The sequence below is a fragment of the Acidobacteriota bacterium genome (assembly GCA_012729555.1).
In the GTDB taxonomy this organism is placed as follows: Bacteria; Acidobacteriota; UBA6911; order UBA6911; family UBA6911; genus UBA6911.
This window is the reverse complement of record JAAYCX010000040.1, coordinates 125,506-151,198: the sequence shown is the minus strand read 5'-3', so window position 1 is coordinate 151,198 and position 25,693 is coordinate 125,506. Positions and strand designations below refer to the sequence as shown.

The following is a 25,693-nucleotide window of genomic DNA, read 5'->3' as shown; positions in this document are numbered from 1 at the left end:
TGCGTGGACATCGACGAGTGCCTGGCGGACAACGGCGGCTGCGACCCGCTGACCTCCTGCACCAACACGCCGGGCGGGCGGACGTGCAGCGCCTGTCCCGCGGGGTATGCGGGGTCGGGCGCCTCCGGCTGCATCGATGTCAATGACTGCCTCGCGGACAACGGCGGCTGCGATCCGTTGACCACCTGCATGAACACCGTCGGCGAGTGCACCTGCGGGCCCTGTCCTCCCGGCTACGCCGGAGACCCGAGGACGGGGTGCGTCAAGGACAACGCGTGCGCCGAAACCTGCGTCCTTCCCGAGACCTGCGGCGGAGGGGGCGTGCCCGGGGTCTGCGGCGTGGCCCTGCAGAAGTGCCAGTCGGGCGACTCCGTCTGCCCCCTGGAATGCAACGACTGGGCCCTCGACTCCGACTGCGGCGGCGTTCCGGGCGTTCACAACTTCGTTTTCCCCGACGATCCTTCGGTCCTCCTCGGCGACCCCTGGAGCGATCCGACCATCAGGGTGTACCCGCCCCTGGTGGATAAGGTTGCGGAGCTGACCGGGGGACTCACCCTGGAGTATGACAAGGCCTACGCGCTGGCCGCCTGGGTCAAGGGGAAGGCGGACTACGACCTGACCTTCCAATGTCCCGAAACGATCGCCGACCTCATGGGCATCGACAAGGGGTATTGCGAGCAGTCGGCCCACCTGCTGAGCTACGCGCTGCGCACCGCCGGTATTCCCGCGGCGGTTTCGGTCCAGGGGGGGCACTCCCTGACCGTGGCCAACGTGGACGGCCAGTGGGTCGATTTCGACGCCACCTTCGGGGAGGGCGTGCCGGGCGTCACGAACCCGGGGATGGTGGGCAACGTCGTCGACCAGGCATCGTGGCACCTGCCGGCGGATGTGTTCCTCCAGCCCTTCGCGGCCCCTTACATATTCAGGGAGCCCCAGATCTATATGCCCAAGACGCGGCGCGTCCCGCTGGTCAAGGAGGGGGGGGCGCAGGCCGGGTGGGGGACCGTCCTGATCCCGGTAACGAACCAGAGGCTGTTCATCCGCAAGGACGGCTCCGTTTCGGTCAAGTACGATGCGGCGGAGCAGGACGGCGTGTATTACATCATCCCCAGGCTGCGCTCCTTCGACTGGTTTCAGACGGGCCACGGGGCGACGCATCTGCCGGGCGACTGGGACTACCTGGTGCCGACGGAGTACGGCGTCATGCGCGCGAAGGACCACCTGTCGTGCGATTCGGACACCCTGAAACCGAACGGGTACGTCAAGCTGGCGCTCCCCGAGGGCGCCTACGAAGTGACCTACGACTGGTGGGACCAGACCCCGGTCGCCCGCCGCTGGTTCACCGTCGGGGGAGATGACGGGATCCGGATCGCGCCGGGCACCCTGGAAAAGGCCCAGGGCGCCGACGAGGCGCTCTTCGGGGTCTTCATCGATTCGCTCTCTCACGCCACCGAAGGGCTCTGAAACCGGGGAGTTTCGAGCGACCATGCCCCTGCAATTTCTGCTCGGCATCACCATGGGCTTTGCGGCCGCGGTCCAGCCGGGGCCGACGCAGCTCTTCCTGGTCACCCGGACGCTGATCGACGGCTGGAGGCGCGCCCTTCCCCTGGCCACCGTGTTTCTGGTCAGCGACCTGCCGATCGTGGCGCTGGTGCTGCTCGTGCTCCGGGCGGTCCCCGACGGGGCCGCGATCGCGCTCCGGCTGGCGGGCGGCCCCTTTCTCCTCTACCTGGCGTGGCGGGCGGCGAGGTCGCTTGGGGAAGGGGGGGACTCGCCCGCGGCCGCGGCGTCGCCGGCGGAGACCTACGGGAAGGCGGTGGCGATCAACCTGCTCAACCCCAACCCCTACCTGCAGTGGAGCCTGGTCATGGGGCCGCTGCTGCTCCAGGCCTGGAAGGTGAAACCCGTGGCGGGGGTCGCGATCCTGGCCGCCTTTTACGGCACCCTGGTCCTGACCACCGCCGCCCTCATCCTGGCTTTCGGCCTGGTCGGCCGGCTCGGCGCCGGCACCCGGCGCGCGCTGGTCGGCGTGTCGGCCGCCGCGCTCGCCGGTTTCGGCCTCTACCAGATCGCCGCGGCCCTCGGGCAGCTGCGGGGCTAGGCCGCCGGAAGGATCGACGGCGGGTGCTCTACGGCGCGCCGAGGAACGACCGCGTGGCGAGCGCCTGCTGGAGGCTGCAGAAGTGCCACTCGCGGTCCGCCGGCGTCCAGGTCCCGTTGCTGAAATTGAGGCAGCTGGAGGGCTTCGGCAAAGGGTACTCCTCGAGCGGGTCGTCGACCAGGTCGTAGAAGGCGCAGTGGGCCGTCTGCGTGTCCTCCGTGCAGAGGAGCTTGTAGACGGCGTTTTTCGCGGCCGCCTGCCGCGTGTCGCCCGCCAGCGGGTTGACCGTTTCCGAGATCACGGCGCCCTGGTCCGGGTGGCGTACGGCGGCCGCCCCGGCGAAGAGGATGGGCGCGAGCGAGACCGAATCGGGCGCGACGTAGCCGTCTCCCCGGCCGTTCGGGACGGTCAGGGGTACGCGGGCTCCCGCCAGGTCGAGGATCGTGGCGAAAAGGTCGAGGCCGTGGACGGCCGCCCCGTTTTCGCTCGCGGCGGCGATCCCCGGTCCGCGCACGGCCAGCGAGACGCGCACGCCGCTTTCGTAGGCCGTCCCCTTGGCGCGGCCGGCGCGGGTGATGTACATGTTGTCGATGAAATTGAGCGCGGGCTGGCCGTACATCGGCGTGCCGTTGTCGCCGATGGCGAGGATGTAGGTGAACGGGTCGATCGCGTCGACGGCCTCGAGCAGTTTTCCGAGCACGGTATCGAGGGAGTTGGTCATCGCGCGGTTGAGGGCGGCGGCCGGGCAGGATCCGATCTCCCCCGTGCCGAAGACGCCGCCGCAGGCGAGGATCTCCTCCCGGGTGGCCTCGTCCAGGGTGTCGTAATCGGGCACGATCGTCACGGGCGCCGCGGCGGCGATGTGCGACAGGTTGAAGGCGAGCCAGGCGAACCAGGGTTTGTTCGGGGCGGCCTCTTCCCGCGCGGTGATCCAGTCGATGGCGTCGGCGACCTTGACGACCGGGGCGTAGGTCGTCGAGCCGATGCCGGGGAGCGAACGGGAGGGCGCCTCTTCGGTGCGCCACTGGTAGGGGGGCGTCGCCTCGTCCTGGATCTGGTAGTCGTAGCTCCAGTAGTTGTCGAGCGCGCCGCTGAGGTTGCCCAGGAAGAGATCGAACCCCGCCTGTTTCGGTTTCATCCCCGGGTAGTACCCCAGCCCCGCCAGGTGCCACTTGCCGAAAACGGCCGTGCTGTAGCCGGCCTCGTCGCGGAGGATGCGGACGAAGGTCTCGTGGGTGGGCGAAAGGGGGTCCGTGTAGTCGAGAACCTGCGTCCTGGCGGCGGAGAGCCCCGTCAGGATCGAGGCGCGCGTGGGCGAGCAGTAGGGCTGCACCCAGGTATGGGTGAAGGCGATCCCCCGGCGCGCCAGGGTGTCGAGCGTCGGCGTCGACGCAGGGCGGCCGGCGATGCGGCGGTAGTAGGGGTGGTTGTGGCCCGCGGGCCCGTACAGCGCCGTGAGGTTCTCGATCAGGCCGGGGTGCATCGCGGTCGTGGTGTCCATCCCGACGTCGTCCAGGAGCACCAGGAGGATGTTGGGCGATGAAACCCCCTCGGGACGGACCACGATCGCGACCTCGGCCGGTTGGCTCTCGTATTCCCCGTCCCGGACGGTGAAGCGGAGAGTGTCGGTCCCGGAAAACCCGGGGCCGGGTGTGTAGGTCACGTCGGGCGGCGTGCCGGTCAGGCCCCCGCTTTCAGGGCCGGCCATGATGGTGTAGAGCAGGGGATCGCCGTCGGGGTCGTCGCCCGAAAGCGCGATCGCCTGCGCCGAACCGTAGTCGACGAACACCGTCTGCGCCCGGGCGGTGGGAGGACGGTTGGGGGGCGCGGTCACGACCCAGGCAAATTCCACCCGGGTGGAGGTTCTCCCGTCGCTGACGGTCACCGCCACCGCATAATTCCCGGCGGCGGTGTAGACGCCGGAGATCCGGCCGGTGGCGGAAACCATCGAAATCCCGGCAGGCAGGCCGGTCGCCGAAAAGCTCAGGATGTCTCCGTCGGGGTCGCGGGCGGAGATCCCGAGGCTCGCCCACTCGCCGGTGAGCCCGGTCTGGGGTCCCGGGTTGACCGCCGTCGGAGCCCGGTTGGCCGGCGTTTTCGGGCCCGACGGGGAACCGCATCCTGTCCAGAAGACCGAAAGCAGGGCCGTCAGAGCGCAGCATTCCAGGAAACGCATCATGGCGCCCGCATTCCCCCGGGTCCGGCTCAGCTCGCGCAGGCGATGGTCGCCGCCGGATCGAATTTCATCTTCCACACCCTGCCGGCGAAGATGACGTAGACTATCGGATGGCCCAGCGCTTCGCCCAGGGCCGAGGCCAGGTCCTCGAGACATTCGACGACCTGGGTGTCGGTGAGGTTCGTGTTGTACGGCATGCCGGTGTGGCCCCAGAAAAGGGCCACCGGGTCGGAATCGGCCTCCGCCAGCTGCGGGGCCAGCGGCAGCGCGTGCAGGAAATCGACGCTCGTCATCCAGCCGGCCAGAAAGGGCTTGTTATCCACCGCGCGATCGACCATCCACTGCCTCACCGTATCCTCGGCGAGAGCGAAGACGGTCTCGCGCGCCTCCGGGCAGTGCACCTCGGGCATCGCGGCGGCGAGTTCAAAGGTGCCGATCTCGCGCTCCGAGCCCGCTTCCTTTATATAGCGCATACAGCCTCCTTTCCATTTCCTTCCGTCATGGCCGCGACTGGGGTACACCCCGGGGTCCTGCCTGGAACTCGAAGGCCACGGCAGCCTTGCCGGCCGTGCCGGGTGCGGGCGTTGATGGATCCGGGGCGGTATCGCGCATGGCTTCCCCCTCAGCGACTGCGAGGAGCGTTGACTGCTGACCGCTGCTGTTCCGTCGTATCGGCGCAACTTCTTTGCCTTATGATAACAGAAGCCCCGATCAGTTTTCATTATAATTCAGGCAGGGCGGGCACACTGCGGTTTGGACCCGGATTCGAGACGGCGAGTCCTGCCGGGGGGGCGGCACTCCGGTAGGTGTAGGCGGCAGGGTGGCCGGGATGATCATCCGAACGCTCACCCTCAACAAGCGGAGCTCCGCGAAGCGCTGGATGCAAAAGGTGGTCCCAAAATGGGTCACGCGGCCAGCAGAGACGGCCTGAAAGCAGTTGGAAAGGAAAAGCAGGATTAAAGGGTGTGGTTGATAAAGAAGCGGTTGGCGGAGAGGGTGGGATTCGAACCCACGTACCCCGGATTAGGGGGTAACTCGATTTCGAGTCGAGCCCGGTACGACCACTTCGGTACCTCTCCGTGTCGCTGGCAAAGCCTACCAAAAATCGCGCGCCGCGCCAAACACTATTCGGCGGGAGCGCGCGGGGGCCGTGCCCCCGCGGCCCGTCAGGACGGGCGGGGCCCGGCTTCGATCTCCCTGAGGGTTTCCTCGATCAGCGCGCTCTGGTCTTCCTTGGTGAAGTTGCGCCCGATCAGCTTGGAGGCGATCTCGATCGAGAGATCCGCGATCTCGCCCCGGACCTCGCGGAGCGCGCGGGCGGTCTCGGTCTCGATCCGGAGCCGGGACTCCCGGACGACGGCCTCGGCGTCCTCGCGCGCCTTCAGCCGGATCTCCTCGCGCAGCTTCTCGGCCTCGGCGCGGCTGCCGGCGACGATCGCCTCGGCGTCGGCGTGCGCCTGGCGGAGGATGCGGCGGGACTCCTCGCCGAGCGCCTCCATCTCCTCGCGCGCCTTCCGGGCGTCCTCGAGCGATTTCCGGATGGTCTCCTGCCGCGAGTCCAGCGCCCGCAGCAGCGGGCGCCAGGCGAAGCGGGCGAGCAGCCAGAGGAGCACCAGGAAGGTGACGATGGTCCAGATGGCCAGGCCGGGATCGGGTTGAACCAGGGGATTGTTCATAGCGCGCTTCCCCTACTTCAGCAGCACGATGAGGAGCACGAAGACCTCGGCGATGATGGCGACCCCTTCCAGCAGGAAGAGCGGGAGGTTGACGGCGCCGCTGATCTGGGCGGCGGCCGCGGGCTGCCGGGCGATGCTCTCCGCGGCGGCCGCCGCGAACTTGCCGATGCCGAGGGCGGCGCCGATGACGATGAGGCCCAGCCCGAGGGCGGCGCCGAAGTAGTGCCACACGGGGACTACGGCCGGGGCCCCGCCGTCCTGGGCGTAGACGGGGGCGGCCACGAAGGCGAGCGCGGCCAGCAGGAAGGCCGCGAGCAGGGCGCCGCGGAAAATGCCTGTCTTCTTCATTCTGGTGTCCTTTCGATGAACGTTCGGTTGAACCGGTTTAATGATGCACATGGATGACCATCCCGATGAATACGGCCGAGAGCAGGGTGAACACGTACGCCTGGACCAGGACCACGATCAGTTCGAGCCCGGTGATGGCGACGGCCAGCGGTACCGAGACGGCAAGACCGATGCCGATGCCGACCATGGCGTTCTTCATCATCTCGGTGAACAGGAACACGAGCGACAGAACGGCCAGGATGCCGATGTGCCCGCCCGTCATGTTGGCCGCGAGTCGCATGGTCAGGGTGAAGGGCTTGACGAACATGCTCAGCACTTCGATCGGGACCAGGAGGAGGTAGATGGGCCACGGCATGCCGCGGGGCACGATGTTCTTGCAGTGGTTGATGAACCCGTGGGCCTTCGTCCCGGCGATGATGATGGCGAAGAAGGTGATGAGGGCCAGGCCCACCGTCACGTTGAAGTTGGCCGTGGCCGTGGTCCCGCCGTGGAGCGCGCGCCCGAACACCGAGTCCGCCCCGGCGTGCAGCACCCAGTGGTTGAGGAGGGTGAATACCTCGAAGACGGGGATCAGGCCGATGATGTTGGCGGTGAAGATGAAGGCGAAGAGGGTCAGGATCAATGGGGCCCAGGTGCCCACCCACCGCTCGCCCACGTTGGGCCGGACGATGGAGTCGCGGATATACTCCACGACGGCTTCCAGGGCGTTGCCCGCCCCGGAGGGGACCGGCCCCCGCGCGAGGCGGCGGCGCACGATCCAGGTGACGAGGGTGAAGACGACCAGGGCGACCAGCCACAGCATCAGCACATGCTTGCTGATCGACAGGTCGATCCCGAAAACCGGGGGAAGGTGCAGGATCGGGTGCTCCGCGTTGTTGGCGATATGGTGGATGATGGTCTCGCCGGCGTCGAAACCCCCGGCTGCCGCCGCTTCCACATGTCCCTCTGCTTCCGCTGTCTGCCACATGGTCCGTTGCCTACCCGTTTTTCAAGGGGCCCCGCACAGACGCCTCCGCCTGCCGGAGCCCGCGCGCCTGGAGCCGATACAGCCCGGCCGCTTCCGCGCCGTGCAGGGCGAGGTAAAACCCCGCGAAACTGACGGCGAAGGGGACCGGTTCCACCCGGGCGACCCCAAGCGCGACGATGACGTAGATCGCGAAAAAAACCATCTTGGCCGCAAACGCCTGCACCAGCAGGCGCGTCATGCCACGCGGTTGTTTCCGGTACCGCCCGAGCATCAGGAGCCAGGATACCACCGCGGCCGCGAGCGGCCCGAGCATTCCGAGCCAGATCGCCCGCGGACTGACCGGCGCGAGCGACGCCGCGGCCGCCGCGACGACCGATCCCCCCACCATCCACCAGACGAGTTTCATCGGCGCCAGATGACTTTTGCCAGTTCAAGGAAACCGACGGCCAGGCCGAGCAGCAGCCCGCCGAGCAGGAACCAGGGGGAGGTGCCGCGCCAGGCGTCCAGGCCGTATCCGATGCCGCCCAGCAGCACTATCGCCCCCAGGAGGGTGTACCCGGCCCCGGCGGCCGGTCCCGAGCGGCGGATATTTTCCTGCATGACCCTCAGGGACCGCGCCAGGAACCCCCCGTTTTCCTTGTCGGGCATCTTTCCCGCACCCAAAAAGGGCGAATTATAGCAAAGACTTCACTTGAAGCTCAATGGCGGAAACCCGCCCGCCAGGGGCCTACTCCTCGGCCTCGTGGATCGTCTTCAGCCCCCGCATTTCGTAATCCTTTGTTCCGGAAGGGGTTACGATTTCGATGGGGTCGCCCACCCCCTTTCCCACCAGGCTCCGGCCGATCGGGGAGGTGATGCTGATCCTCCCGCGGGAGATGTCCGATTCCTCCGGGGTGACCAGCCGGTATTCGACCTCCCTTTCGGTTTCATAGTCGTAAAGCACCACCCGGGAGCCGTAGGCCGCGCGGTCGGTCGGGATCTTGTCCAGGTTCACCAGCGACAGAGACGCAAGCCTTTGCTGCAGTTGGGATTTTCTCCCCTCCAGGTAGGACTGCCTCTCCTTGGCCGCCTTGTATTCCGCGTTTTCGCTCAGGTCTCCGTGCTCGCGCGCCTTCAGGATTTCCTTCGGCAGGTCGACCCGCAGTTCGCGTTCGATGGCGTTGAGGTCTTCCTGCAATTTCTTGCGAATATCGATCATTACAGACTCCAAATGAAGGGATGACTATTTTAGGCCGAGACTGGAGTAACCGGCAAGGGCAAGAAACCGGTCGGGGCTGACGCCGAGCCAGAGAATGAGGAGGACGCCGATGGCGAGGACGGCCGCTACCGGACGGCTGACCGGGTCGGTGTCCGCCGCCCCCTCCGGGGCTTCCTTCATGTACATGTAGACCAGGACCCGGAAATAGTAATAGACGGAGAGGACGCTGTTGAGCACCGCGATGACGGCAAGGCCGACAAACCCCTCCTTGACGGCGGAGCCGAAGAGGTAGAATTTCCCCATGAACCCGCCCGTCAGCGGGATCCCGGCCAGGGCCAGCAGGGTGATGCCCATTGCGGCCGCAGCCCAGGGCGCCCGGCGTCCCAGGCCGGCGTAGTCGTCCAGGTGCACGCGGCGGTCCCCCCGGCCGCTCAGGGAGAGGACCACGCCGAACGCCACCAGGCTCATGACCGTGTAGACGACGAGGTAGAAGAGGGCGGCCGTGAACCCTTCCCGGGTGTGGACCACGACACCCACGAGGATGTACCCCGCCTGCGCGATCGCGGAATAGGCCAGCATCCGCTTGATGTTCGACTGGACGAGGGCCGCCGCGTTCCCCAGGGTCATGGTCAGGACGGCCAGCAGCCAGAGGATGGGGGCCCAGTCGGGCGCCAGGCCGGGGAGCGCCTCGGCCAGGATGCGCAACAGGGCGGCGATTCCCGCAGCCTTGGGCCCCACGGCCATGAAGGCGGTGACGGGACTGGGCGCGCCTTCATAGACGTCGGGGATCCAGGAGTGGAAGGGGACCAGGCCGATCTTGAAACCGACTCCCACCAGGAGCAGCCCCAGCCCCGCAACCAGGAGCGCCGGGATTCCCCCCTCGAGGGCGGCCGAGGCGCGGATGGCCTGGTACCCGGTGCTGCCCGTGGCGCCGTACACCAGGGCGATTCCGTAGAGGAGGATGGCGGTGGCGAAGGAGCCGAGGAGGAAGTACTTGAGCGACGATTCCCCCGATGCGATGTCGCGGCGCTTGAACCCGGCGAGGATGTAGGTGGAGAGGGAGAGGATCTCGATCCCGATGAAGGTCAGGATCAGGTCTTCGCTCATGGCCGCGAGCGACATGCCGGAGCACGCCGTGAGCAGCAGGGCGTAATACTCCCCGCGGTCGATCCCCTCCCGCCGGTTGAAGTCGGCGGAGAGGACGGCCGAGAGCCCCGCGATGACGAGGAACAGCCACTGGAAAAAGAGGCTGAAGCCGTCGATCCGGATCATCCCTCCCCCGATGGAGCGCGGTGTGAGCCCCCACTGCAGCTGCAGGGCGTAGGCGGCGGCGGCCACGGCCGCCACGGTGACCAGCCCCAGGCGCCGCCGGCTCGCCGCCCGGCCGAACGGCTGCATCAGCATCAGCGCGGCGGCGGCCGCGAGGAGGATCAACTGCGGAATCAGGAGGAACAGTTCGTCAAGGGTCATTTCGTCTCTTCGCCCGGCGTGCTGCGGGTGTCGATGAAGTCCACGCGATAACTCCCCCCCGGCGCCCGCGCGCTTTCCACCCGCCGGAGGACCCCGGCGACGGACGCGTCCATGCGCCTGAGGAACGGCGGGGGGTAGACGCCGATCCAGAGCATCAGGAGGAGGATGGGCAGCAGGAGGATCCTTTCCCGGGTCCCGATGTCGCCCATGCCCGTATTGGCCGGGTTCCTGGGTCCCCAGAAGACCCGCTGGTACATCCGGAGCATGTAGACGGCCCCCAGCACCATGCCCAGGGCCGCCAGCGTCCCGAAGGTCTTGCTGCGGCTGAAACTCCCCACCAGGATCAGGACCTCCCCCACGAACCCGTTCAGGCCGGGGAGCGCGATCGACGACAGCGTCACCACCAGAAACGCCGCGGCCAGCACCGGGCTCGTGTGCGCGACGCCGCCGAAGTCGGCGATCCGGCGCGTGTGCCGGCGCTCGTACAGCATCCCGACCAGCAGAAACAGCGCGCCCGTCGACAGGCCGTGACCCACCATCTGGACGAGGGCCCCTTCGAGCCCCGGGGTGGTGAAGGTGAAGATGCCGAGAACCACCAGCCCCATGTGGCTGACCGAGGAGTAGGCCACCAGCTTCTTCAGGTCGGGCTGCACCATGGCGACCAGGGCGCCGTAGAGGATGCCGATGATGGCGAGGACCGAGACGGCGGGCGCGAGGGCCAGGGCGGCGCCGGGGAAGAGCGGGAGGCAGAAGCGGAGTAGGCCGTAGGTCCCCATCTTCAGCAGCACTCCCGCCAGGATGACCGATCCCGCCGTCGGCGCCTCCACGTGGGCGTCCGGGAGCCAGGTGTGCAGGGGGAAGAGGGGGACCTTGATGGCGAAGGCGAGACCGAACGCCAGGAAGAGCCAGAGCTCCTCGCGGGAGGTCCACCCGAGCTCCCCCGATTCCAGCCGGGCGGCGAGTTCGGCCAGGCTGAAGGTGTCCCCCCCCGCGGCGAAGAAGAGGTACAGGATCCCGACCAGCATCAGGAGCGACCCGGCCATGGTGTAGAGGATGAACTTGACCGCCGCGTAGAGCCGCCGCTCCCCCCCCCAGATCCCGATCAGGAAGTACATCGGGATCAGCATGACCTCCCAGAACACGTAGAAGAGCACCAGGTCGAGCGCGCAGAAGACGCCGATCATGCCGGTTTCGAGCAGGAGGATACAGGCGAGGAACGACCGGACCCGCCGCGTGACCGATCTCCAGGCGGAGAGGAGCACCAGGGGGGTCAAAAAGGTCGTGAGGAGCACCAGAAAGAGGCTGATGCCGTCGACGCCGAGATGGTGGCGGATCCCGAAGGCCGGGAAACGGATCCAGGAGACGGATTCCTCGAACTGCATCCGGGCCGAGGACGCGTCGAAATGGAACACCAGGTGGAGCGAGAGGACGAACGCGGCCAGGGAACCCGAGAGGGCGACCCACCGCAGCGCCCGGCCGGATCCGCGCGGGAGGGCGAACAGCAACAGCGCGCAGGCGGCCGGCAGGTAGGTGATCCAGGAAAGGATGAACGGGACATCCATAAGCGCTCTTTCAGCTCCGCAGCAGTGACAGGTAGAGGAGGACCGCCGCCATCCCCGCAACGATCCAGGCGGCGTAACTCCGGATCAGGCCGTTCTGCATCCCCCTGAGAAGGGCGCCGAGGCTCACCATCGACGAGCCCGCGCCGTTGACACAGCGGTCGATCACCCCGACGTCCACCCGCAGCCAGAGCGTCCGCTCCGAGAGGCCGAGCAGCGGGCGGACGACGGCCCGGTCATAGAACTCGTCGAAACGGTACCTGTCCCGGAGCAGGCGGTGGATGGCGCCCCAGCGGGCGGCGATCCGGCCCGCCGCCCCGGGGCGCGCGAGGTAGATCCGGTGCGCGGCGAAGATGCCGGCCAGCGCCACCGCGACCGACAGCGCCGCGAAGGCGAACTCCAGGGCGTGGGAAAAATGGGGCGCCTCCCCCCGGTGGGCCAGGGAAAGGGAGGGCTCCAGGAAGCGGGCGAACCGGTTGGCCCCGAGCCAGGCGGGGAGCCCGATGAAGCCCCCCGCGGCGGACAGGAGCGCGAGCGCCACCAGGGGCCCGGTCATGCTGGGGGGGGACTCGTGCGGGTGCGCCCCTTCCGCGTGCCGCGGCTCGCCGAAAAACGCGAGAAAGATCAGCCGGAACATGTACAGGCCGGTCAGGCCCGCCGTCAGCAGGCCGAGGATCCAGACGGCGGGGTGGCCGCCGGCCCAGGCCGCCCATAGGATCTCGTCCTTGCTGAAGAACCCCGCCAGCGGAAAGATGCCGCTGATGGCCAGCGCGGCCACGAGCATCGTCCAGAAGGTGACCGGGATGCGGCGGCGGAGCCCCCCCATGCGCCGGAGGTCCTGTTCGCCCGCCAGGGCGTGGATCACGCTCCCGGCCCCGAGGAAGAGGAGGGCCTTGAAGAAGGCGTGCGTCATCAGGTGGAAGATGCCGGCCGAAAAGGCGCCCGCCCCCGCGGCCATGAACATGAACCCGAGCTGGCTGACGGTCGAATAGGCGAGCACCCGCTTGATGTCCGTCTGCGCGAGCCCGATCGTGGCGGCCATGAGGGCGGTGGCGGAGCCGACGACGAGGACGACGTCGAGGGCGACGGGGGCGCGGCTGAACAGGGGGGCGCAGCGGACGACCATGTAGACCCCCGCCGTGACCATGGTCGCGGCGTGGATCAGCGCGCTGACGGGCGTCGGCCCCTCCATGGCGTCGGGGAGCCAGACATGGAGCGGAATCTGGGCGCTCTTGCCCATGGCGCCCACGAAGAGCAGCAGGGCGATGGCGGTCAGGACGCCGATCCCGGCCTCGGGGGGAAAGCGCGAGGGGGCCGCCGCGATTTCCCCGAACACCCGGCCGAAACCGAGGTCCCCGAAGGTCAGAAAGACCAGGAGGATTCCGAGGATGAACCCGAAATCGCCGATCCGGTTGACGATGAAGGCCTTCTTCCCGGCATCGGCCGCCGCGGGCCGGTGGAAGTCATAGCCGATCAGGAGGTAGGAGCAGAGGCCGACCCCCTCCCACCCGACGAACATCAGGAGGAAGTTGCCGGCCAGGACCAGGACCAGCATCGAGAAGAGAAAGAGGTTCATGTAGGCGAAGAAGCGATAGTACCCCTCTTGGGCCCGCATGTAGCCGATCGAATAGATGTGGATGATGAAGCCGACGCCCGTGACCACCAGCGTCATGACGGCCGACAGCGGGTCGAGCAGGAGGGCGGCCTTCGCCGTGAAATCGCCCGCCGCGATCCAGGTGAACAGCTCCCGCTCGATGCGCCGGTCCCCGGGGGCCAGGGAGAGCAGTTCCAGGAACGCGGCCAGGGCCAGGACGAAGGCGGCGCCCGAGGCGCCGCAGGCCACGAGCGTCACGGCCCGCTTCGGGAGCCGCCGCCCGAGGAGGCCGGTGGCGGCCGCGCCGGCCAGGGGAACGAGCGGTAGGAGCCAGAGGAGTTCGGTCATCATGTGCGCCCTTAACCTTTCATGGTGTCCGCATCGTCCGGGTTCAGGGTCTGGCGCCGACGGTAGAGGACGATCATGATCGCGAGGCCCACGGCGGCCTCGGCCGCCGCCACGACCATGACCAGGAAGACGAAGATCTGCCCCTGGAGATGGCCGAGGTCGCGTGCGAAGGCGACGAAGGCGAGGTTCGCGGCGTTGAGCATCAGCTCGACACACAGGAACATCGCCAGGACGTTCTTCTTGACGATGAAGCCCGTGGTCCCCACGAGAAAGAGGAGAAGGCTGAGGACGAGGTAGGGGTTCATGGTCTCCATCTCACGATCGCTTCCGGGCCAGCACGACGACGCCCATGATGGCGACCAGGATCAGGATCGACGTGGCCTCGAAGGGGATCAGGAACCGGGTGAAGAGCAGCTGACCCAGCCGGCTGACCGGGGCCGCGGCGAGCGGGACCCCGCCCGCGTCGACGGGGAGCGCCGCCGGATCGTGCGCCCGCATCAGGGTGAACATCACGACGAGGGCCACGAGTCCCAGCGCGGCGGCCAGGCAGGTCAGGCGCCGGCGCTTGTCCCGCGCGGCGGCGGCCGAAAACGGGTCCAGCATCATGATGACGAAAAGAACCATCACCATGATGGCGCCCGCGTAGACGATGATCTGGACGGCGGCGATAAAGGGCGCCTCCAGCGCGAGGAAGAGGACGGCGACCGAGCCGAGGCAGAGGATGAGCGAAAGGGCGGAATAGAAGACCCTCTTCTGCGCCACCACGCTCACGGCGGCGAGCAGGGCGATTCCGCCGAACAGGTAAAAAACCAGGGTCTCCATTAGGGCAGGCCGTCCAGGATGCAATCGATTTTTTCCGGCGTGAGATTTTCGTGGTACTCGTCGTTGACCTGCATGACGGGGCTCGTACCGCAGGATCCCAGGCATTCCACTTCCAGGAGCGTGTATTTCATGTCCGGGGTCGTTTCCCCCGGTCCGACTCCCAGCCTGCGGCGGAGGTGGCGGAGGATTCCCTCGGCGTCGCACAACTGGCAGGAGATGTTGGTGCACACCTGGATAACGTACCGGCCCACCGGTTTCTGGTGGAGCAGGGAGTAGAAGCTGACAACCTCCCGGACCTCGTTGGGCGACAACTCCATCATGCGGGCGATTTCGACCATGATCTCCTCGGAGATGTATCCCGCTTCCTCCTGGGCGATCTGAAGCGAGGGGATCAGGGCGGACCGTTTCCGGGGGTATCTGGCCGACAGTTCCTCGATCCTGAGCCGCGCCGATGGCGAAAGTCCCTGCATTCGATCCACCCGGAAAATTTTGAATGGCCACAAACATCTGCGAAATATATATTTGTAACCACAGGCCGTACATGGATCTTAGTAGACGGGTTCCGGGGCTGTCAAGCCATTTCTCTCGCCGCGGCGCTCCCCCCGGGTCCCTGCCGCCCCGAACAGCCGTTGCGGTCGGGCGGGGGCTGTGATTATATTTAGGGTCCGACCAGAGGCCGTCCATGAAGAAAGTCCCGATGTCCCCCGCAAATGGAAAAATCCGTTCCCTCTTCCACCCCGCCCGGAAGATCGTGGCGGGCGTGGCCGCCCTCCTGCTTCTCCTGCTTTTCGGGGGGGCGGCGGGATGCTATCACCGCTATTCGGGCATGATCGACGAGCGGCTCTCGGGGAAGAGGCTCGGGGCCGAGTCGCGCATCTTCACCGCCCCCCGGCGGATCTGGGTCGGCGAAAGCGTATCGCAGGAGGAACTGATCGCGTACCTCAAGGCCTCGGGCTACTCCATGGCCGCGGATGAGGATAGCGCCGGCCGGATCGTGGCGACCGACACCTCCATCCAGATCCGGCCGTCGGCCGATTCCTATTTCAACGGCAGGAACGCGCTCAGCGTCGATTTCTCGGGGGGGGGCATTTCCCAGCTGCGCTCGCTCGACAGCGGGGAGAGGCTGATGTCGGCCGAAATCGAACCGGAGCTGATCACCGGCCTCTTCGGCCGGAACCGGGAAAAGCGCCGGCCGATGAGCTACGGGGAGTTCCCCCCCATCCTGCTCCAGGCGGTGCTCTGCGCCGAGGACCGGCGTTTCTTCGAGCACCCCGGGTTTGATCCCGTCAGGGTGATCGGGGCGGCGTGGACCGACATCCGGCGCGGGGAAAAGGCGCAGGGGGCCAGTACCATCACGATGCAGGTCGCGCGCAGCTTCTTCTTTTCCACCAAGCGGCAGTGGCGGCGCAAGGCCCGGGAGACCCTGATGGCCCTGGTCCTCGAGCACCGGTTCAGCAAGGAAAAGATCTTCGAGCTTTACGCCAACGAGGTCTACCTGGGCAACCGCGGCAGCTACGCCATCCACGGTTTCGGGGAGGCGGCCCAGGCCTATTTCGGCAGGGACCTGCGGGAGCTCAACCTGGCCCAGTACGCTTTCCTGGCCGGGATCATCCACGCGCCCAACCGGTATTCCTCCGCCGAGCGCCGGCCCGAGAGGGGGGCGGAGGCGCGCGACCGGGTCCTGGTGAAGATGAAGGACGCCGGGGTGATCACGGCCGAGGCTGCCCGGTCGGCCCGGGGCCTTCCGCTCGGGCTGGTGCGGGGGACCTACGGCGCGAGTCCCTCGGGCCATTTTGTCGACATGGTCAAGGACGACCTGCTCGACAGGTTTTCCGAGGACTCCCTCGGCGCACAGCGGTACCGGATCTACACCACGCTCGATTCGGATCTGCAGCGGGCGGCCATGGAGGCCGTGGAATGGGGGCTCGCCAACGTCGACGCCCAGCTCGAGAAGACCTACGCCCGCCTGAGGGAGAAGGGGGAAAAGGTCCTCCTGCCGCAGGTCGCCCTGGTGGCCCTCGACCCGCACACGGGCGAAGTCAAGGCGCTGGTGGGGGGGCGGGACTACGCCTCGAGCCAGCTCAACCACTGCCTGACGCGGCGCCAGCCCGGGAGCGTCTTCAAGCCGTTCGTGTACGCGGCCGCTCTGGAAAGCGCCCTGACCGATGAGGGGAGGCTCTGGACCCCCATTTCGCAGATAGTGGACGAGCCCACCGTTTTCTACTTCGATGGCAAGGAGTACAGGCCCGACAACTACGGCGGCGAATACCTCGGCCCCGTCACCGTGCGCGACGCGCTGGTGCATTCGCTCAACGTCGCCACCGTCAAGCTGGCCGCGGAGGTGGGGTACGGTCCCGTGGCGCGGTTCGCGAGGAGGATGGGGCTCCCCGCCGACATCAGGCCCACGCCGGCCATGGCCCTGGGCGCCTACGAACTGAGCCCGCTCGAGGTGGCCCGGGGTTACACCCCGCTGGCGAATTACGGTTCGGCCTGCGAGCCGATCTATCTGAGGAGCGTCCGCAACGCGGCGGGGGACTCCATCCACGAGAACCCCTACCGGCGTCGGTCGGTCCTGGACCCGCGCGTGGCCTATCTCGTGACCGACATGATGGAGGACGTCATCGACCGCGGCACCGGGGCGGGGGTGAGGCGCCGCGGGTTGCGCGTGCCCGCGGCGGGGAAGACCGGGACGTCCCACGACGGGTGGTTCGCGGGCTACACGACCAACCTGCTGACGGTCGTCTGGGTGGGGTTTGACGACAACCGGGAACTCCGGCTCTCCGGGGCCCATTCTGCGGGCCCGATCTGGGGGGAGTTCATGAAGCGGGCGGTGTCCTTGCCCGGTTTTTCCGACGCCCGGTCGTTCGAGCGGCCCGAGGGGGTGGTGGAGGTGAGCCTCGACGCCGACAGCCTGATGCTGGCCCAGCCCGAGTGCCCCGTGGTGCGGCGGGAGGTCTTCATCGCCGGCACCGAGCCCACCGAGTTCTGCTCCCTGCACGGGACCAGTACCATGGACCGGCTGCTGCGGCCGTTCTCATGGATGGGCGATCTCTTCTGACCCGGGTCACCGGCACAGCTCGACGATGGTGGCGCCGCCCCCCCCCGCCTCGGGGGGGGCGAGCCTGAATCCCTGCACCCGGGGGTGCGAAGAAAGGTACTCCGCGACCGCCCGGCGCAAAATCCCCTTGCCGTGCCCGTGGATGATGCGGACGGTTTCCAGCCCCGCCACGACAGCCTGGTCCATGAACCGGTCGACCCGGTCCAGGGCCTCGTCGGCCGTGAGCCCGATCACCTTGAGTTCCAGGGCGGGGGCCGGGGCCTCCTCCGCCGGGGCCGCCTGCCAGGCGGCCCTCTCCGGCGGCAATCCCGGGCCGAGCCGCAGGAGCCCCCCGCGCTCGGAACGATAGCGCAGGGCTCCGATCGCGACGACGTAGGTCTCCCCCTGGATCCCCTCCACCACCCCCTCCCGGTCGAGCGCGAGAACGCGTACGCGGTCCCCCGGGCCGATCTCCCCCCCTCCTTCCGCGGCAGGCGTCCCCCCTTGCGCCGAACCCGCCCCCGCCTCCGCGGGACTCGCCGCCGCCGCGGTCACGCGCCCGGCCCGGCGGCGCAGGCGCGCGGCCTCGCCCTCGGCCGCCCGGCGCGCGCGGGAAGCATCGGCGCGGTCCTTGATCGCGCGCAGGGCGCCCTCGCTCTCCTTCTGGAAATCCTCGACCACGCGCTCGAGGGCGGCCCTGAACTCCGATCCGCGCTCCCGTTCCTTCCGGGCGAAATCCCGCTCGAGGGAAGCATACTTTTCGGCGACCGCCGCGCGCTCCTCGACGAGCGCCTTGCCGAGCGACTCCTGTTCGTCCAGCGTCTCCTTCAGCCTGCGGAGATATTCCCGCGCCCGCGCGTGATCGGGCTCGATGAGGGCGGAGGCGGCGGCCGCGATCTCCTCGGGGAGCTTCATCCTGCGGGCGATTTCGATGCCGGAGGAGGCCCCCGCGGTTCCCAGGATCAGCCGGTAGGTGGGACGCAGGGTGCGCTCGTCGAATTCGACCGAGGCGTTCTCCACCCCCGGCGTCTGCTCCGCCCACATCTTCAGCCGGGGGTAGTGCGTGGAGGCGATCGTGACGGCCCCGCTCCGGCGGAAGTGGTCCACGATGGCGATCGCCAGGGCCGCCCCTTCGTCCGGGTCGGTCCCGGTGCCGACTTCGTCGAGCAGCACGAGGGCCGGGGGCGCCAGCCGGCCGGCCGCTTCCGCGATGTTGCGCATGTGGGCCGTAAAGGTCGAGAGGTTGGCGGCGATCGACTGGTGGTCGCCGATGTCGGCGAAAACCTGCCTGAACACCGGCAGCCGTGCGGCGCGCGCCGGGACGTGAAACCCCATCTGCGCCATCAGCGAAAGGAGCCCCGCGGTCTTGAGCGCGACCGTTTTCCCCCCGGCGTTCGGGCCGCTGATCACCAGCACGTTGTGCTCCCCGTCCAGTTCGAGCGAAATGGGGACCGGGGCCCCCCCCGCGCGGCGCAGGGAGTGCTCGAGTACCGGGTGGCGCGCGTCGGCCAGTTGGCAGGTCCCGTCTTCCGAGATCCGCGGCGCGACGCACTCGAACTCCTCGGCGAAGAGGGCTCTCGCCTGGGCGACATCCAGCTCGGTGACCAGCTCGAGGAGGGCGCGCAGCGAACCGGCGCTCTGCCGGAGGAGGTCGGTCAGGGCGCGGAGGATGCGGGCGATTTCGATCGCCTCCTCCTCCTGGAGGCGGACGAGGTCGTTGTTCTGGTCGATGACGGACATCGGTTCCACGAAGGTGGTCTGCCCGCTGGAGGAGAGCCCGTGCATGACGCCGGGGACCCGGGTGCGCGAATCGGTCCGGACCGGGATGACGAAGCGGCCGTTGCGGAAGGTGATGATGTCCTCCTGGACCGCCTGCGGGGAGGCGCGCAGGATCGATTCGAGGGTGCGCTGGATGCGGTGCCGGCGTTCGGCGATCTCCCTGCGGACGGCCCGGAGCCCGGGGCTGGCGCCGTCGTCGATTTCGCCGCTGGGCAGGATCTTGCCGTGGATCTCCTCGAGCAACGGGCGGGTGTCCGGGATCCCGGCCGCCATGCGCCCCAGGATGGGGAAGAGGCCCGGGGCCGCGGCGGCGCGGATCGATTCCCGGAGCCCCCTGCCGGCGGAGAGGAGCCTCTCGAGCGCGAGGATCTGCCGCGGTTCGAGCGCCGTCCCCTCGATGTGGAGCCGCTCCATCACCGGGTCGAGATCCTCGACCCCCGCCAGGCCGAACCGGCCGCTCGCGGCGAGAAACCCCGCGCACTCGGCGGTGAGGTCGAGCGCCGCGGCGATTTCGTCCCGGTCGGCGGACGGGCGCAGGCCCTCCAGCCGCTTCCGGCCGGAGGGCGTCTGCACGTGCCGGGCGGCCAGGGCGATCAGCGCCCCGAGTTCGAGTGTGTCCAGTGTCCGTTCGTCCATGCGACCCCCGCAGTCCCCAGCATCTTACGCTCCGGCGCATTTTTCCAGAAGCGCGATTTTGCCCCGTCCGCCCCGGATATTAGGGTGGCCCGACGGCGCGTTTTCCGATAGAGTTATGAACCTGAACCCCCGTGGATAATGGGGATGGATGGGACGACTATGAGACCTAAGGACTTTATCGCCATTCGGGACTGGTCGGCGGAGGACCTGCTCGCCCTGCTCGACGAGGCCGCCGCGATCAAGGCGGACCCGGGAAAATACCGCAGGGGGCTCGAAGGGAAGGCCCTGGCCCTGATCCTGGAAAAACCGTCGCTCAGGACGCGCGTTTCCTTCGAGGTCGGCATTCACCAGCTGGGGGGATACTCGCTCGTGCTGACTCCTGCGGAGATCAACCTGGGGAAAAGGGAATCGGTGCGTGATGTCGCCAAGAACCTCGAGCGCATGGTGGACGGGATCATGATCCGCACCTTCCGGCACGAGACGGCCGTGGAGATGGCCGAGGAAGCCTCCATCCCCGTAATCAACGGCCTCACCGATTTCTGCCATCCCTGCCAGGCGATGGCCGATTATCTGACGATCCGGGAGGTGAAGGGGCGGCTCGAGGGGATCCGGATCGCCTATGTCGGCGACGGCAACAACGTGGCCCATTCCCTCGTCTTCGGGGCCGTCCGCCTCGGCGCGCACATCACCGTGGCGCATCCGCCGGGGTACGCCCCCGACGCGGGGGTGATCCGGTGGGCGGCGGAGCACGCGGGCGCCACAGGCGCCCGGGTGGAGATCCTCGAAGACCCGGTCGCCGCGGTCAGGGACGCCGATGTCGTGTACACCGACGTCTGGACCAGCATGGGGATGGAGGCCGAGGCGGAGCAAAGGAAAAGGGATTTTCGGCTCTACCAGGTCGACGACGCTCTGGTCGCCCACGCGAGGGAGGATTACGTCTTCATGCACTGCCTCCCGGCCCACCGGGGAGAGGAAGTGAGCGACGGCGTCATCGACTCCGGCCACTCCGTCGTGTTCCAGCAGGCGGAGAACCGCCTGCATGCCCAGAAGGCCGTCCTGCTCGCGCTGATGGCCTGACCCGTCGGATCAGGCTCCCACCGAGCCGGCTTCCCGCCCGGCGCCGGCGATGGCCCCTTCCACGCGCGGGATATAGACGGTGTGGATATTGCCGGTCCTGGGATCGTTGGTGCTCTTCAGGCACCCGCCCATGCGCCCGGCGATCGCGCGGATGGACGAGTGGCGCCGTTCCGGCTGAACCGCGCAGCCGTCGGTGCTGAAGACCAGGCGCACGTATATCCCGGGACGGAGTTCGGGGGGGATTTCCGGGTCGGGGCCGGCCACCTCGACGTTCCGGGTCTCGATGGTGACGAGCCCCCCGAGCGGGAGCGCCTCGCGCGCGTTGGCCATCAGGTTGCCGATGAGCTGGGTCACCTCGTTGCGGTCGGCCCAGACCAGCCCGGGGCGGGGCGCGAGGTCCATCTCGAGTTCGATATCGGTCCCGATCAGGCTGTGGAGCAGGCGGTCGTTTCCCGTCAGGATCTCGTTGAAGTCGAGGAGGTCGGGGGAGCGATCGTCCCTCCGCGCGAGCGACAGGAACTGGCCCGCGTGCCGGATCCCCCGGCCCGCGTCCCGGGCGAGGGAGTCCGCGAGGCGTCGCACCTCTTCGGCGTCCCCGGCCGCCTGCAGGAGGCGCTCCCCGGCCTCGGCCAGGGAAGCGCAGAGCTCCCTGAAGCTCGTCACCGTCGCTGCCGCGAGATCCCCCGCGGACTGGATGCGGCGGATTTCCTCCCCCAGCCCGTGGGCATCGGAGATGTCGGTGAGGATGCGCTCCACCAGCGGCGTTTCCCCGTCCGAGGCCTCGACGAGCGCGGCATTTTCCCGGACGCGGACCGGCTTCCCCTCCTTCCCCAGGGCCGTCCACTCGATCCCCTCGAGGCTCCCCTCCTCGTCGAGGCGGGCGGCCAGGGCGCCTTCAAAGGCGTAGATCCGGAAGGGGCTCCCGTCCGGCCGGGACAGCGCCGCCTGGGCGTTCGGATAGCCGAACATCCGGGCCGCGATATCGTTGCATTCCACGACCTGCCCCCCGCGGGTGGCGCGGACGATTCCGGCCGGGGTGAACCGGGACAGGCGCTGGTAGCCCCGGCGGCAGTGGGAGCCTTCCCGGGCCAGGGTCCGGTTCTCCGATTGCAGCTCCTCGAGCCGCTTCTGCGCCTGCTCCAACTGCACGGCCTTGGACTGGTTCTGTTCGGAAATCCAGGCCAGGCGCGCTTCCGCTTCACGGACGGTGTTCTGCACCGCGGCCGCGTGCGCCTTTTCCCCCTCCTCGAGCCTGCGCTCCATTTCCGCCCGCGCCGACTGCCACGCGGCCTGCTCGGTCTGGTATCTCCCGGTCAGATCGGCCAGCCGGGTCTCGACCTCCCGGAGGCTCTCCGCCAGGGTGCCGCGCTGCTTTTCGGCGGTCTGGAACTTCTGTTCGGCCTTCTTCTGCGCGAATTCGTACTGGGAGATCTCCGTCCGGTGTTTTTCCGCGAGCTGGGACAGGGCGGACTGCGCGCCGGCCAGGGCCGTATGCAGCCCGGCCAGCTGCTTTTCCCCTTCCCGGATCCGGAGCTCGAGATCCGCGCGCTCGATCCCCCGCCGCTCCTGCTCCGCGTCGTGGCGCTCCTTCATGGCCGCGGCCCGCGATTCCGAATCGGCCAGGGCCGTCTGGAGCGAGATCCGCTGCTTTTCGGCCGCCTGGAATTTCCGGTCGAGTTCGGCGAGTTCGGCTGTCAGGCGGGCCCGTTCGGACGCGTGCTGCTCGCCGAGCGCCGCCAGGCGGGCCGCCGCCTCCCCGAGCTCGCGCTGGCGCGCCTCGAGCAGGCTTTCCGCCTCCGCGTACCGGGCCTCGAGCGCGATGAGCGACCGCTGCAATTCGGAGCGCTCGCCCTCGCGGGCGGCGGCGAGCTCCCGCGCCCGGGATTCTCCCTCGGCCAGCGCGGCCTCGAGGTCGCCGACCCGGGCTTTTGCCGCCTGGTGATGCTCCCGGAGTTCCTTCTCGCGCCGCTCCTGTTCTCGGCGTTCGGCGATATATTTTTCGGTCAGTTCCCGGATCCGCGCATCCGCCTCGCGAAGCGCCGCCTCGAGCGGCGCCCTCTGCTCTTCGGCGGCCAGGTGCCTGCGCTCCAGGTCCATGGCGGCGAGCTCCTGCCACGCACGGTCCGCGCCGCTCCTTTCGCAGAGAGCGGCATAGCGCGCCCCCTGCATCCGGAGGGCGGACTCGAGGGAAGCCCTCGTGTCGTCGGCGCCGCGGTGGCGCTCCTGCAGCTCCCCGTGGGCAGCGGTCAGTCCGGACAAACGCGCTTCCGTCTCCTCGAGCGCCGCCTCCAGGGCCAGCCAGGAGTTTTCCGTTTCCTCCAGCTTGCGCTGGAGCCCGGCGCGGCTCTCGTCCCGCGCGGCCAGTTCCGCCCGGTACTCCTCCTCCTGCCTGCGAAGGCGAGCTTCGGTCTCCTCGATCCTGAGCCGGAGGTCGTCGCGGCTCTCGTCCCGCGCGGCCAGTTCGGCCCGGAGCGACTCCTCGAGCGCCGCGCGCTCGGCCAGGGTTTCTTCGAGCCGGCGCTCGAGCCCGGCGCGGCTCTCGCCCGCTGCGGCCAGCTCGGCCCGGAGCGACTGCTCGAGCGTCGAGCGCTCGGCCAGGGTTTCTTCGAGCCGGCGCTCGAGTGCGGCGCGGCTCTCGGCCGCTGCGGCCAGCTCGGCCCGGAGCGACTCTTCGAGCGCGGCGCGCTCGGCCAGGGTTTCTTCGAGCCGGCGCTCGAGTCCGGCGCGGCTCTCGGCCGCTGCGGCCAGCTCGGCCCGGAGCGACTGCTCGAGCGTCGAGCGCTCGGCCAGGGTTTCTTCGAGCCGGCGCTCGAGTCCGGCGCGGCTCTCGCCCGCTGCGGCCAGCTCGGCCCGGAGCGACTGCTCGAGCGTCGAGCGCTCGGCCAGGGTTTCGTCGAGTTTGCGTTCGAGTCCGGCGCGGCTCTCGCCCGCTGCGGCCAGCTCGGCCCGGAGCGACTGCTCGAGCGTCGAGCGCTCGGCCAGGGTTTCTTCGAGCCGGCGCTCGAGTCCGGCGCGGCTCTCGCCCGCTGCGGCCAGCTCGGCGCGGAGCGACTCTTCGAGCGCGGCGCGCTCGGCCAGCGTTTCTTCGAGCCGGCGCTCGAGTCCGGCACGGCTCTCGCCCGCTGCGGCCAGTTCGGCCCGGAGCGCCTCGTCCTGGCGCTCGTGCCTCGCGCCGGTTTCCTCCAGCGCCGCCGCCAGTTCGTTCTGATGGCGTTCCGCTTCCCGGAGCGTCTGCTCCATCTCCTCCAGCTGCTGCCGGTGCTGCGCCTTTTCCTTCTCGAGCAGGTCCGAGACCTCTGCCAGCGCGGCGTCAGCCTCGGCCCGCCGCCGCTCGATATCGCGCCGTTCCTCCTCCAGCCGCCCCTGGCCGTCCCCCTGGACAGCGGACAACTGCGCCCGGGTGGACTCCAGCTCGGCCGCGGCCGCCTCGAGCCGCTCCGATCGCTCCCTCAATTCCCGTTGGGATCGTTCCCAGCGCTCGCGCTGGGCGTCGTGTTCCTCTTCGAGGTGCCGCACCCGCGCCTCGGCCTCCTCCACCGCCGCCTGGAGCCTGGCCTGCTGCTGTTCGGACGCCTTCTTCTGCGACTCGGCCAGGCGCAGGGCCGTTTCCCAACGGGTGAACTTGAAGCGGCTCTTTTCCTGGAGTTCGCGGAAGCGCACCTCGTAGGTGCGCAGCGTCGTGGTCAGATCCTCGTACTTCTTCAGGATCCCCGCTTCGGCGCCGGCGTCCCCTTCGAGGGAGCGGGGGGGGTGAAGGGTGGCCAGGACCGACGCGGCGCTGCCGGGACTGCGCCTCAGGGGGATGGCCCGGAGGTCCACTCCCGGAATCGACCCGTCGATACCCTTCCACTTCAGGCTGATGGAAGCGCTGGACCATGCGCCCACCGTGGCCAGGAACTTCTGCACCGCTTCCCGCTCCTGGGGGGGGACGAGGTGAAGGAGGTTCTTGCCGATGACCTGGTCGCTTCGGTGCGCCCCTATCCGTTCGAGCCCGGTGCGGTTCACCGCCAGGAAGGAGCCGTCGGGGGCGACCAGCGCGACCCCCACGGGAACGGTCTCCACGATGAGGCGCAGCCGTTCCCCCTGTTTTTTGAGCGCCTCCTTTTCGCGCGCCAGCCGGCCCATGCGGACGGCTTTTTCCACGGATGCCAGGAGCCTCCGGGGGAACTGTCCGGTCCGGGGGATGGAGTCGGCGGCCCCGGCGTTGAGGGCCGCGATCGCCGCGGCTTCGTCCCCCGGTTCCGTCAGGGCGATGACGGGGATCCGCGGGTAGTCCCGCACGGCGTCCGTGATCGCCTTCGCCGCGGCCGCGCTCTCCCCGGGACAATCGATGACGACGAGATCCCCCGCGGCGTCCCCGGTCTGCGGGGGTCCGTCGGTCGCCTGCGGGAGCGGATGGATCATCAGGGAAGGCATGTCGGCAAAATGCCGTCGGAAGGGCTCCAGTTCCCCCGCATACAGGATCCTGACGTGCCGGGCCTGGTGGGGGGCGGGTGACCGGCGCGCGGCCGCCTGCAGGAGAGCCTGGTGCAACACGGCCCCGAATCCAGGGAGTTTGGGAACGAAGAGGTCGACGCATCCCCCGAGCAGGGTCTCCGCGGCCTCGTCCCCGGTCTCCGGGGTGAGGACCACGATGACGGCCGGGTTCCCTTCGCGCTTCAATCCCTCGGCCAGGAAGGCGGCTTCCGGGCGCGGGATGGAGCCGTCGATCAGGAGCGCGTCGAAGGCGCCGGCGACGGTCATGCGAGTGCGGGCATCCTCGATCCCCGGAGAGGGGTGAATCGCCGGGGCGGGGGAGAAGGGTTCGAGTTCCCGCCGGAGCGCGGCTTCTTCGCTCGCATCGCTGCTGACATAGAGTACGTTCATAAAGATCCCGGCCTGCGCCTCCGCTCCGTGCCCGATGCC

Annotated in this window: 20 protein-coding genes and 1 tRNA gene; 4 read left to right on the top strand and 17 right to left on the bottom strand. The window is 68.7% G+C overall.

Annotated elements, in window-relative coordinates:
• The coding region (locus tag GXY47_08700) for a hypothetical protein (GenBank protein ID NLV31222.1) at positions 1-1,464 on the top strand (1,464 nt) is incomplete at its 5' end.
• Between the two features lie 22 nt (positions 1,465-1,486).
• Entirely contained in the window at positions 1,487-2,101 is a 615-nt protein-coding gene (locus GXY47_08695; protein NLV31221.1) for a LysE family transporter, read from the top strand.
• A gap of 28 nt (positions 2,102-2,129) precedes the next feature.
• Here the strand turns inward: GXY47_08695 and GXY47_08690 are convergent, their stop codons facing one another.
• From GXY47_08690 to nuoE, 15 genes are all read right to left on the bottom strand, one after another.
• Positions 2,130-4,280: a sulfatase-like hydrolase/transferase gene (locus GXY47_08690; GenBank protein NLV31220.1), complete on the bottom strand. Its 2,151-nt coding sequence runs from the start codon at positions 4,278-4,280 to the stop codon at positions 2,130-2,132.
• Between the two features lie 26 nt (positions 4,281-4,306).
• Complete coding sequence (locus GXY47_08685; GenBank protein NLV31219.1) at positions 4,307-4,750, bottom strand: hypothetical protein; 444 nt, start codon at positions 4,748-4,750, stop codon at positions 4,307-4,309.
• A 512-nt stretch (positions 4,751-5,262) separates the two neighbouring features.
• Positions 5,263-5,356 (bottom strand) — tRNA-Ser (locus GXY47_08680).
• 87 nt (positions 5,357-5,443) lie between these two features.
• On the bottom strand, positions 5,444-5,953 hold the full coding sequence (gene atpF, locus GXY47_08675; GenBank protein NLV31218.1) for a F0F1 ATP synthase subunit B: 510 nt from the start codon (positions 5,951-5,953) through the stop codon (positions 5,444-5,446).
• Positions 5,954-5,965: 12 nt separating this feature from the next.
• The gene (locus GXY47_08670) at positions 5,966-6,301 is read right to left on the bottom strand and encodes an ATP synthase F0 subunit C (protein ID NLV31217.1); all 336 of its coding nucleotides are present in this window, start codon (positions 6,299-6,301) and stop codon (positions 5,966-5,968) included.
• Between the two features lie 37 nt (positions 6,302-6,338).
• On the bottom strand, positions 6,339-7,238 hold the full coding sequence (atpB, locus tag GXY47_08665) for a F0F1 ATP synthase subunit A (protein ID NLV31216.1): 900 nt from the start codon (positions 7,236-7,238) through the stop codon (positions 6,339-6,341).
• 40 nt (positions 7,239-7,278) lie between these two features.
• Positions 7,279-7,674 carry a hypothetical protein gene (locus GXY47_08660; protein ID NLV31215.1) on the bottom strand — a complete coding sequence of 132 codons (396 nt, stop codon included), beginning with the start codon at positions 7,672-7,674 and terminating at the stop codon, positions 7,279-7,281.
• The gene (locus tag GXY47_08655; protein NLV31214.1) at positions 7,671-7,916 is read right to left on the bottom strand and encodes an AtpZ/AtpI family protein; all 246 of its coding nucleotides are present in this window, start codon (positions 7,914-7,916) and stop codon (positions 7,671-7,673) included. Before GXY47_08655 ends, GXY47_08660 begins: the two co-directional genes overlap by 4 nt.
• A gap of 79 nt (positions 7,917-7,995) precedes the next feature.
• Positions 7,996-8,466 carry a transcription elongation factor GreA gene (locus tag GXY47_08650; GenBank protein ID NLV31213.1) on the bottom strand — a complete coding sequence of 157 codons (471 nt, stop codon included), beginning with the start codon at positions 8,464-8,466 and terminating at the stop codon, positions 7,996-7,998.
• A gap of 24 nt (positions 8,467-8,490) precedes the next feature.
• Positions 8,491-9,936: an NADH-quinone oxidoreductase subunit N gene (locus tag GXY47_08645; protein NLV31212.1), complete on the bottom strand. Its 1,446-nt coding sequence runs from the start codon at positions 9,934-9,936 to the stop codon at positions 8,491-8,493.
• Complete coding sequence (locus GXY47_08640; GenBank protein ID NLV31211.1) at positions 9,933-11,498, bottom strand: NADH-quinone oxidoreductase subunit M; 1,566 nt, start codon at positions 11,496-11,498, stop codon at positions 9,933-9,935. The genes GXY47_08645 and GXY47_08640 overlap by 4 nt, the downstream gene beginning before the upstream one ends.
• A gap of 10 nt (positions 11,499-11,508) precedes the next feature.
• A complete protein-coding gene (nuoL, locus tag GXY47_08635; protein NLV31210.1) occupies positions 11,509-13,440 on the bottom strand; it encodes an NADH-quinone oxidoreductase subunit L in 1,932 nt (643 codons plus the stop codon).
• Positions 13,441-13,448: 8 nt separating this feature from the next.
• On the bottom strand, positions 13,449-13,751 hold the full coding sequence (gene nuoK / locus GXY47_08630) for an NADH-quinone oxidoreductase subunit NuoK (protein ID NLV31209.1): 303 nt from the start codon (positions 13,749-13,751) through the stop codon (positions 13,449-13,451).
• Between the two features lies 1 nt (position 13,752).
• On the bottom strand, positions 13,753-14,259 hold the full coding sequence (locus GXY47_08625) for an NADH-quinone oxidoreductase subunit J (GenBank protein ID NLV31208.1): 507 nt from the start codon (positions 14,257-14,259) through the stop codon (positions 13,753-13,755).
• Positions 14,259-14,729, bottom strand: a complete 471-nt coding sequence (gene nuoE / locus GXY47_08620; GenBank protein ID NLV31207.1) for an NADH-quinone oxidoreductase subunit NuoE — start codon at positions 14,727-14,729, stop codon at positions 14,259-14,261. Before nuoE ends, GXY47_08625 begins: the two co-directional genes overlap by 1 nt.
• Positions 14,730-14,941: 212 nt before the next feature.
• Here nuoE and GXY47_08615 point away from each other — a divergent pair, with 212 nt between their 5' ends.
• Complete coding sequence (locus GXY47_08615) at positions 14,942-17,317, top strand: PBP1A family penicillin-binding protein (GenBank protein NLV31206.1); 2,376 nt, start codon at positions 14,942-14,944, stop codon at positions 17,315-17,317.
• Between the two features lie 6 nt (positions 17,318-17,323).
• Here GXY47_08615 and GXY47_08610 read toward each other — a convergent pair whose 3' ends face one another.
• On the bottom strand, positions 17,324-19,711 hold the full coding sequence (locus tag GXY47_08610; protein NLV31205.1) for an endonuclease MutS2: 2,388 nt from the start codon (positions 19,709-19,711) through the stop codon (positions 17,324-17,326).
• Between the two features lie 159 nt (positions 19,712-19,870).
• Between GXY47_08610 and argF the strand changes: the two genes are divergently transcribed.
• Positions 19,871-20,788, top strand: coding sequence for an ornithine carbamoyltransferase (argF, locus tag GXY47_08605; protein ID NLV31204.1), 918 nt, complete (start codon positions 19,871-19,873; stop codon positions 20,786-20,788).
• A 9-nt stretch (positions 20,789-20,797) separates the two neighbouring features.
• Here the strand turns inward: argF and GXY47_08600 are convergent, their stop codons facing one another.
• The gene (locus tag GXY47_08600; GenBank protein NLV31203.1) at positions 20,798-25,654 is read right to left on the bottom strand and encodes a PAS domain-containing protein; all 4,857 of its coding nucleotides are present in this window, start codon (positions 25,652-25,654) and stop codon (positions 20,798-20,800) included.
• Positions 25,655-25,693: the final 39 nt, after the last annotated feature.

Bases quoted from the DNA above. Each gene is read 5' to 3' on its own strand.
- GXY47_08695 (NLV31221.1), top strand. From the start codon at position 1,487: ATGCCCCTGCAATTTCTGCTCGGCATCACCATGGGCTTTGCGGCCGCG.
- GXY47_08690 (NLV31220.1), bottom strand. From the start codon at position 4,280: ATGATGCGTTTCCTGGAATGCTGCGCTCTGACGGCCCTGCTTTCGGTC.
- GXY47_08685 (NLV31219.1), bottom strand. From the start codon at position 4,750: ATGCGCTATATAAAGGAAGCGGGCTCGGAGCGCGAGATCGGCACCTTT.
- atpF (NLV31218.1), bottom strand. From the start codon at position 5,953: ATGAACAATCCCCTGGTTCAACCCGATCCCGGCCTGGCCATCTGGACC.
- GXY47_08670 (NLV31217.1), bottom strand. From the start codon at position 6,301: ATGAAGAAGACAGGCATTTTCCGCGGCGCCCTGCTCGCGGCCTTCCTG.
- GXY47_08660 (NLV31215.1), bottom strand. From the start codon at position 7,674: ATGAAACTCGTCTGGTGGATGGTGGGGGGATCGGTCGTCGCGGCGGCC.
- GXY47_08655 (NLV31214.1), bottom strand. From the start codon at position 7,916: ATGCCCGACAAGGAAAACGGGGGGTTCCTGGCGCGGTCCCTGAGGGTC.
- GXY47_08650 (NLV31213.1), bottom strand. From the start codon at position 8,466: ATGATCGATATTCGCAAGAAATTGCAGGAAGACCTCAACGCCATCGAA.
- GXY47_08645 (NLV31212.1), bottom strand. From the start codon at position 9,936: ATGACCCTTGACGAACTGTTCCTCCTGATTCCGCAGTTGATCCTCCTC.
- GXY47_08640 (NLV31211.1), bottom strand. From the start codon at position 11,498: ATGGATGTCCCGTTCATCCTTTCCTGGATCACCTACCTGCCGGCCGCC.
- nuoL (NLV31210.1), bottom strand. From the start codon at position 13,440: ATGATGACCGAACTCCTCTGGCTCCTACCGCTCGTTCCCCTGGCCGGC.
- nuoK (NLV31209.1), bottom strand. From the start codon at position 13,751: ATGGAGACCATGAACCCCTACCTCGTCCTCAGCCTTCTCCTCTTTCTC.
- GXY47_08625 (NLV31208.1), bottom strand. From the start codon at position 14,259: ATGGAGACCCTGGTTTTTTACCTGTTCGGCGGAATCGCCCTGCTCGCC.
- nuoE (NLV31207.1), bottom strand. From the start codon at position 14,729: ATGCAGGGACTTTCGCCATCGGCGCGGCTCAGGATCGAGGAACTGTCG.
- GXY47_08615 (NLV31206.1), top strand. From the start codon at position 14,942: ATGAAGAAAGTCCCGATGTCCCCCGCAAATGGAAAAATCCGTTCCCTC.
- GXY47_08610 (NLV31205.1), bottom strand. From the start codon at position 19,711: ATGGACGAACGGACACTGGACACACTCGAACTCGGGGCGCTGATCGCC.
- argF (NLV31204.1), top strand. From the start codon at position 19,871: ATGAGACCTAAGGACTTTATCGCCATTCGGGACTGGTCGGCGGAGGAC.
- GXY47_08600 (NLV31203.1), bottom strand. From the start codon at position 25,654: ATGAACGTACTCTATGTCAGCAGCGATGCGAGCGAAGAAGCCGCGCTC.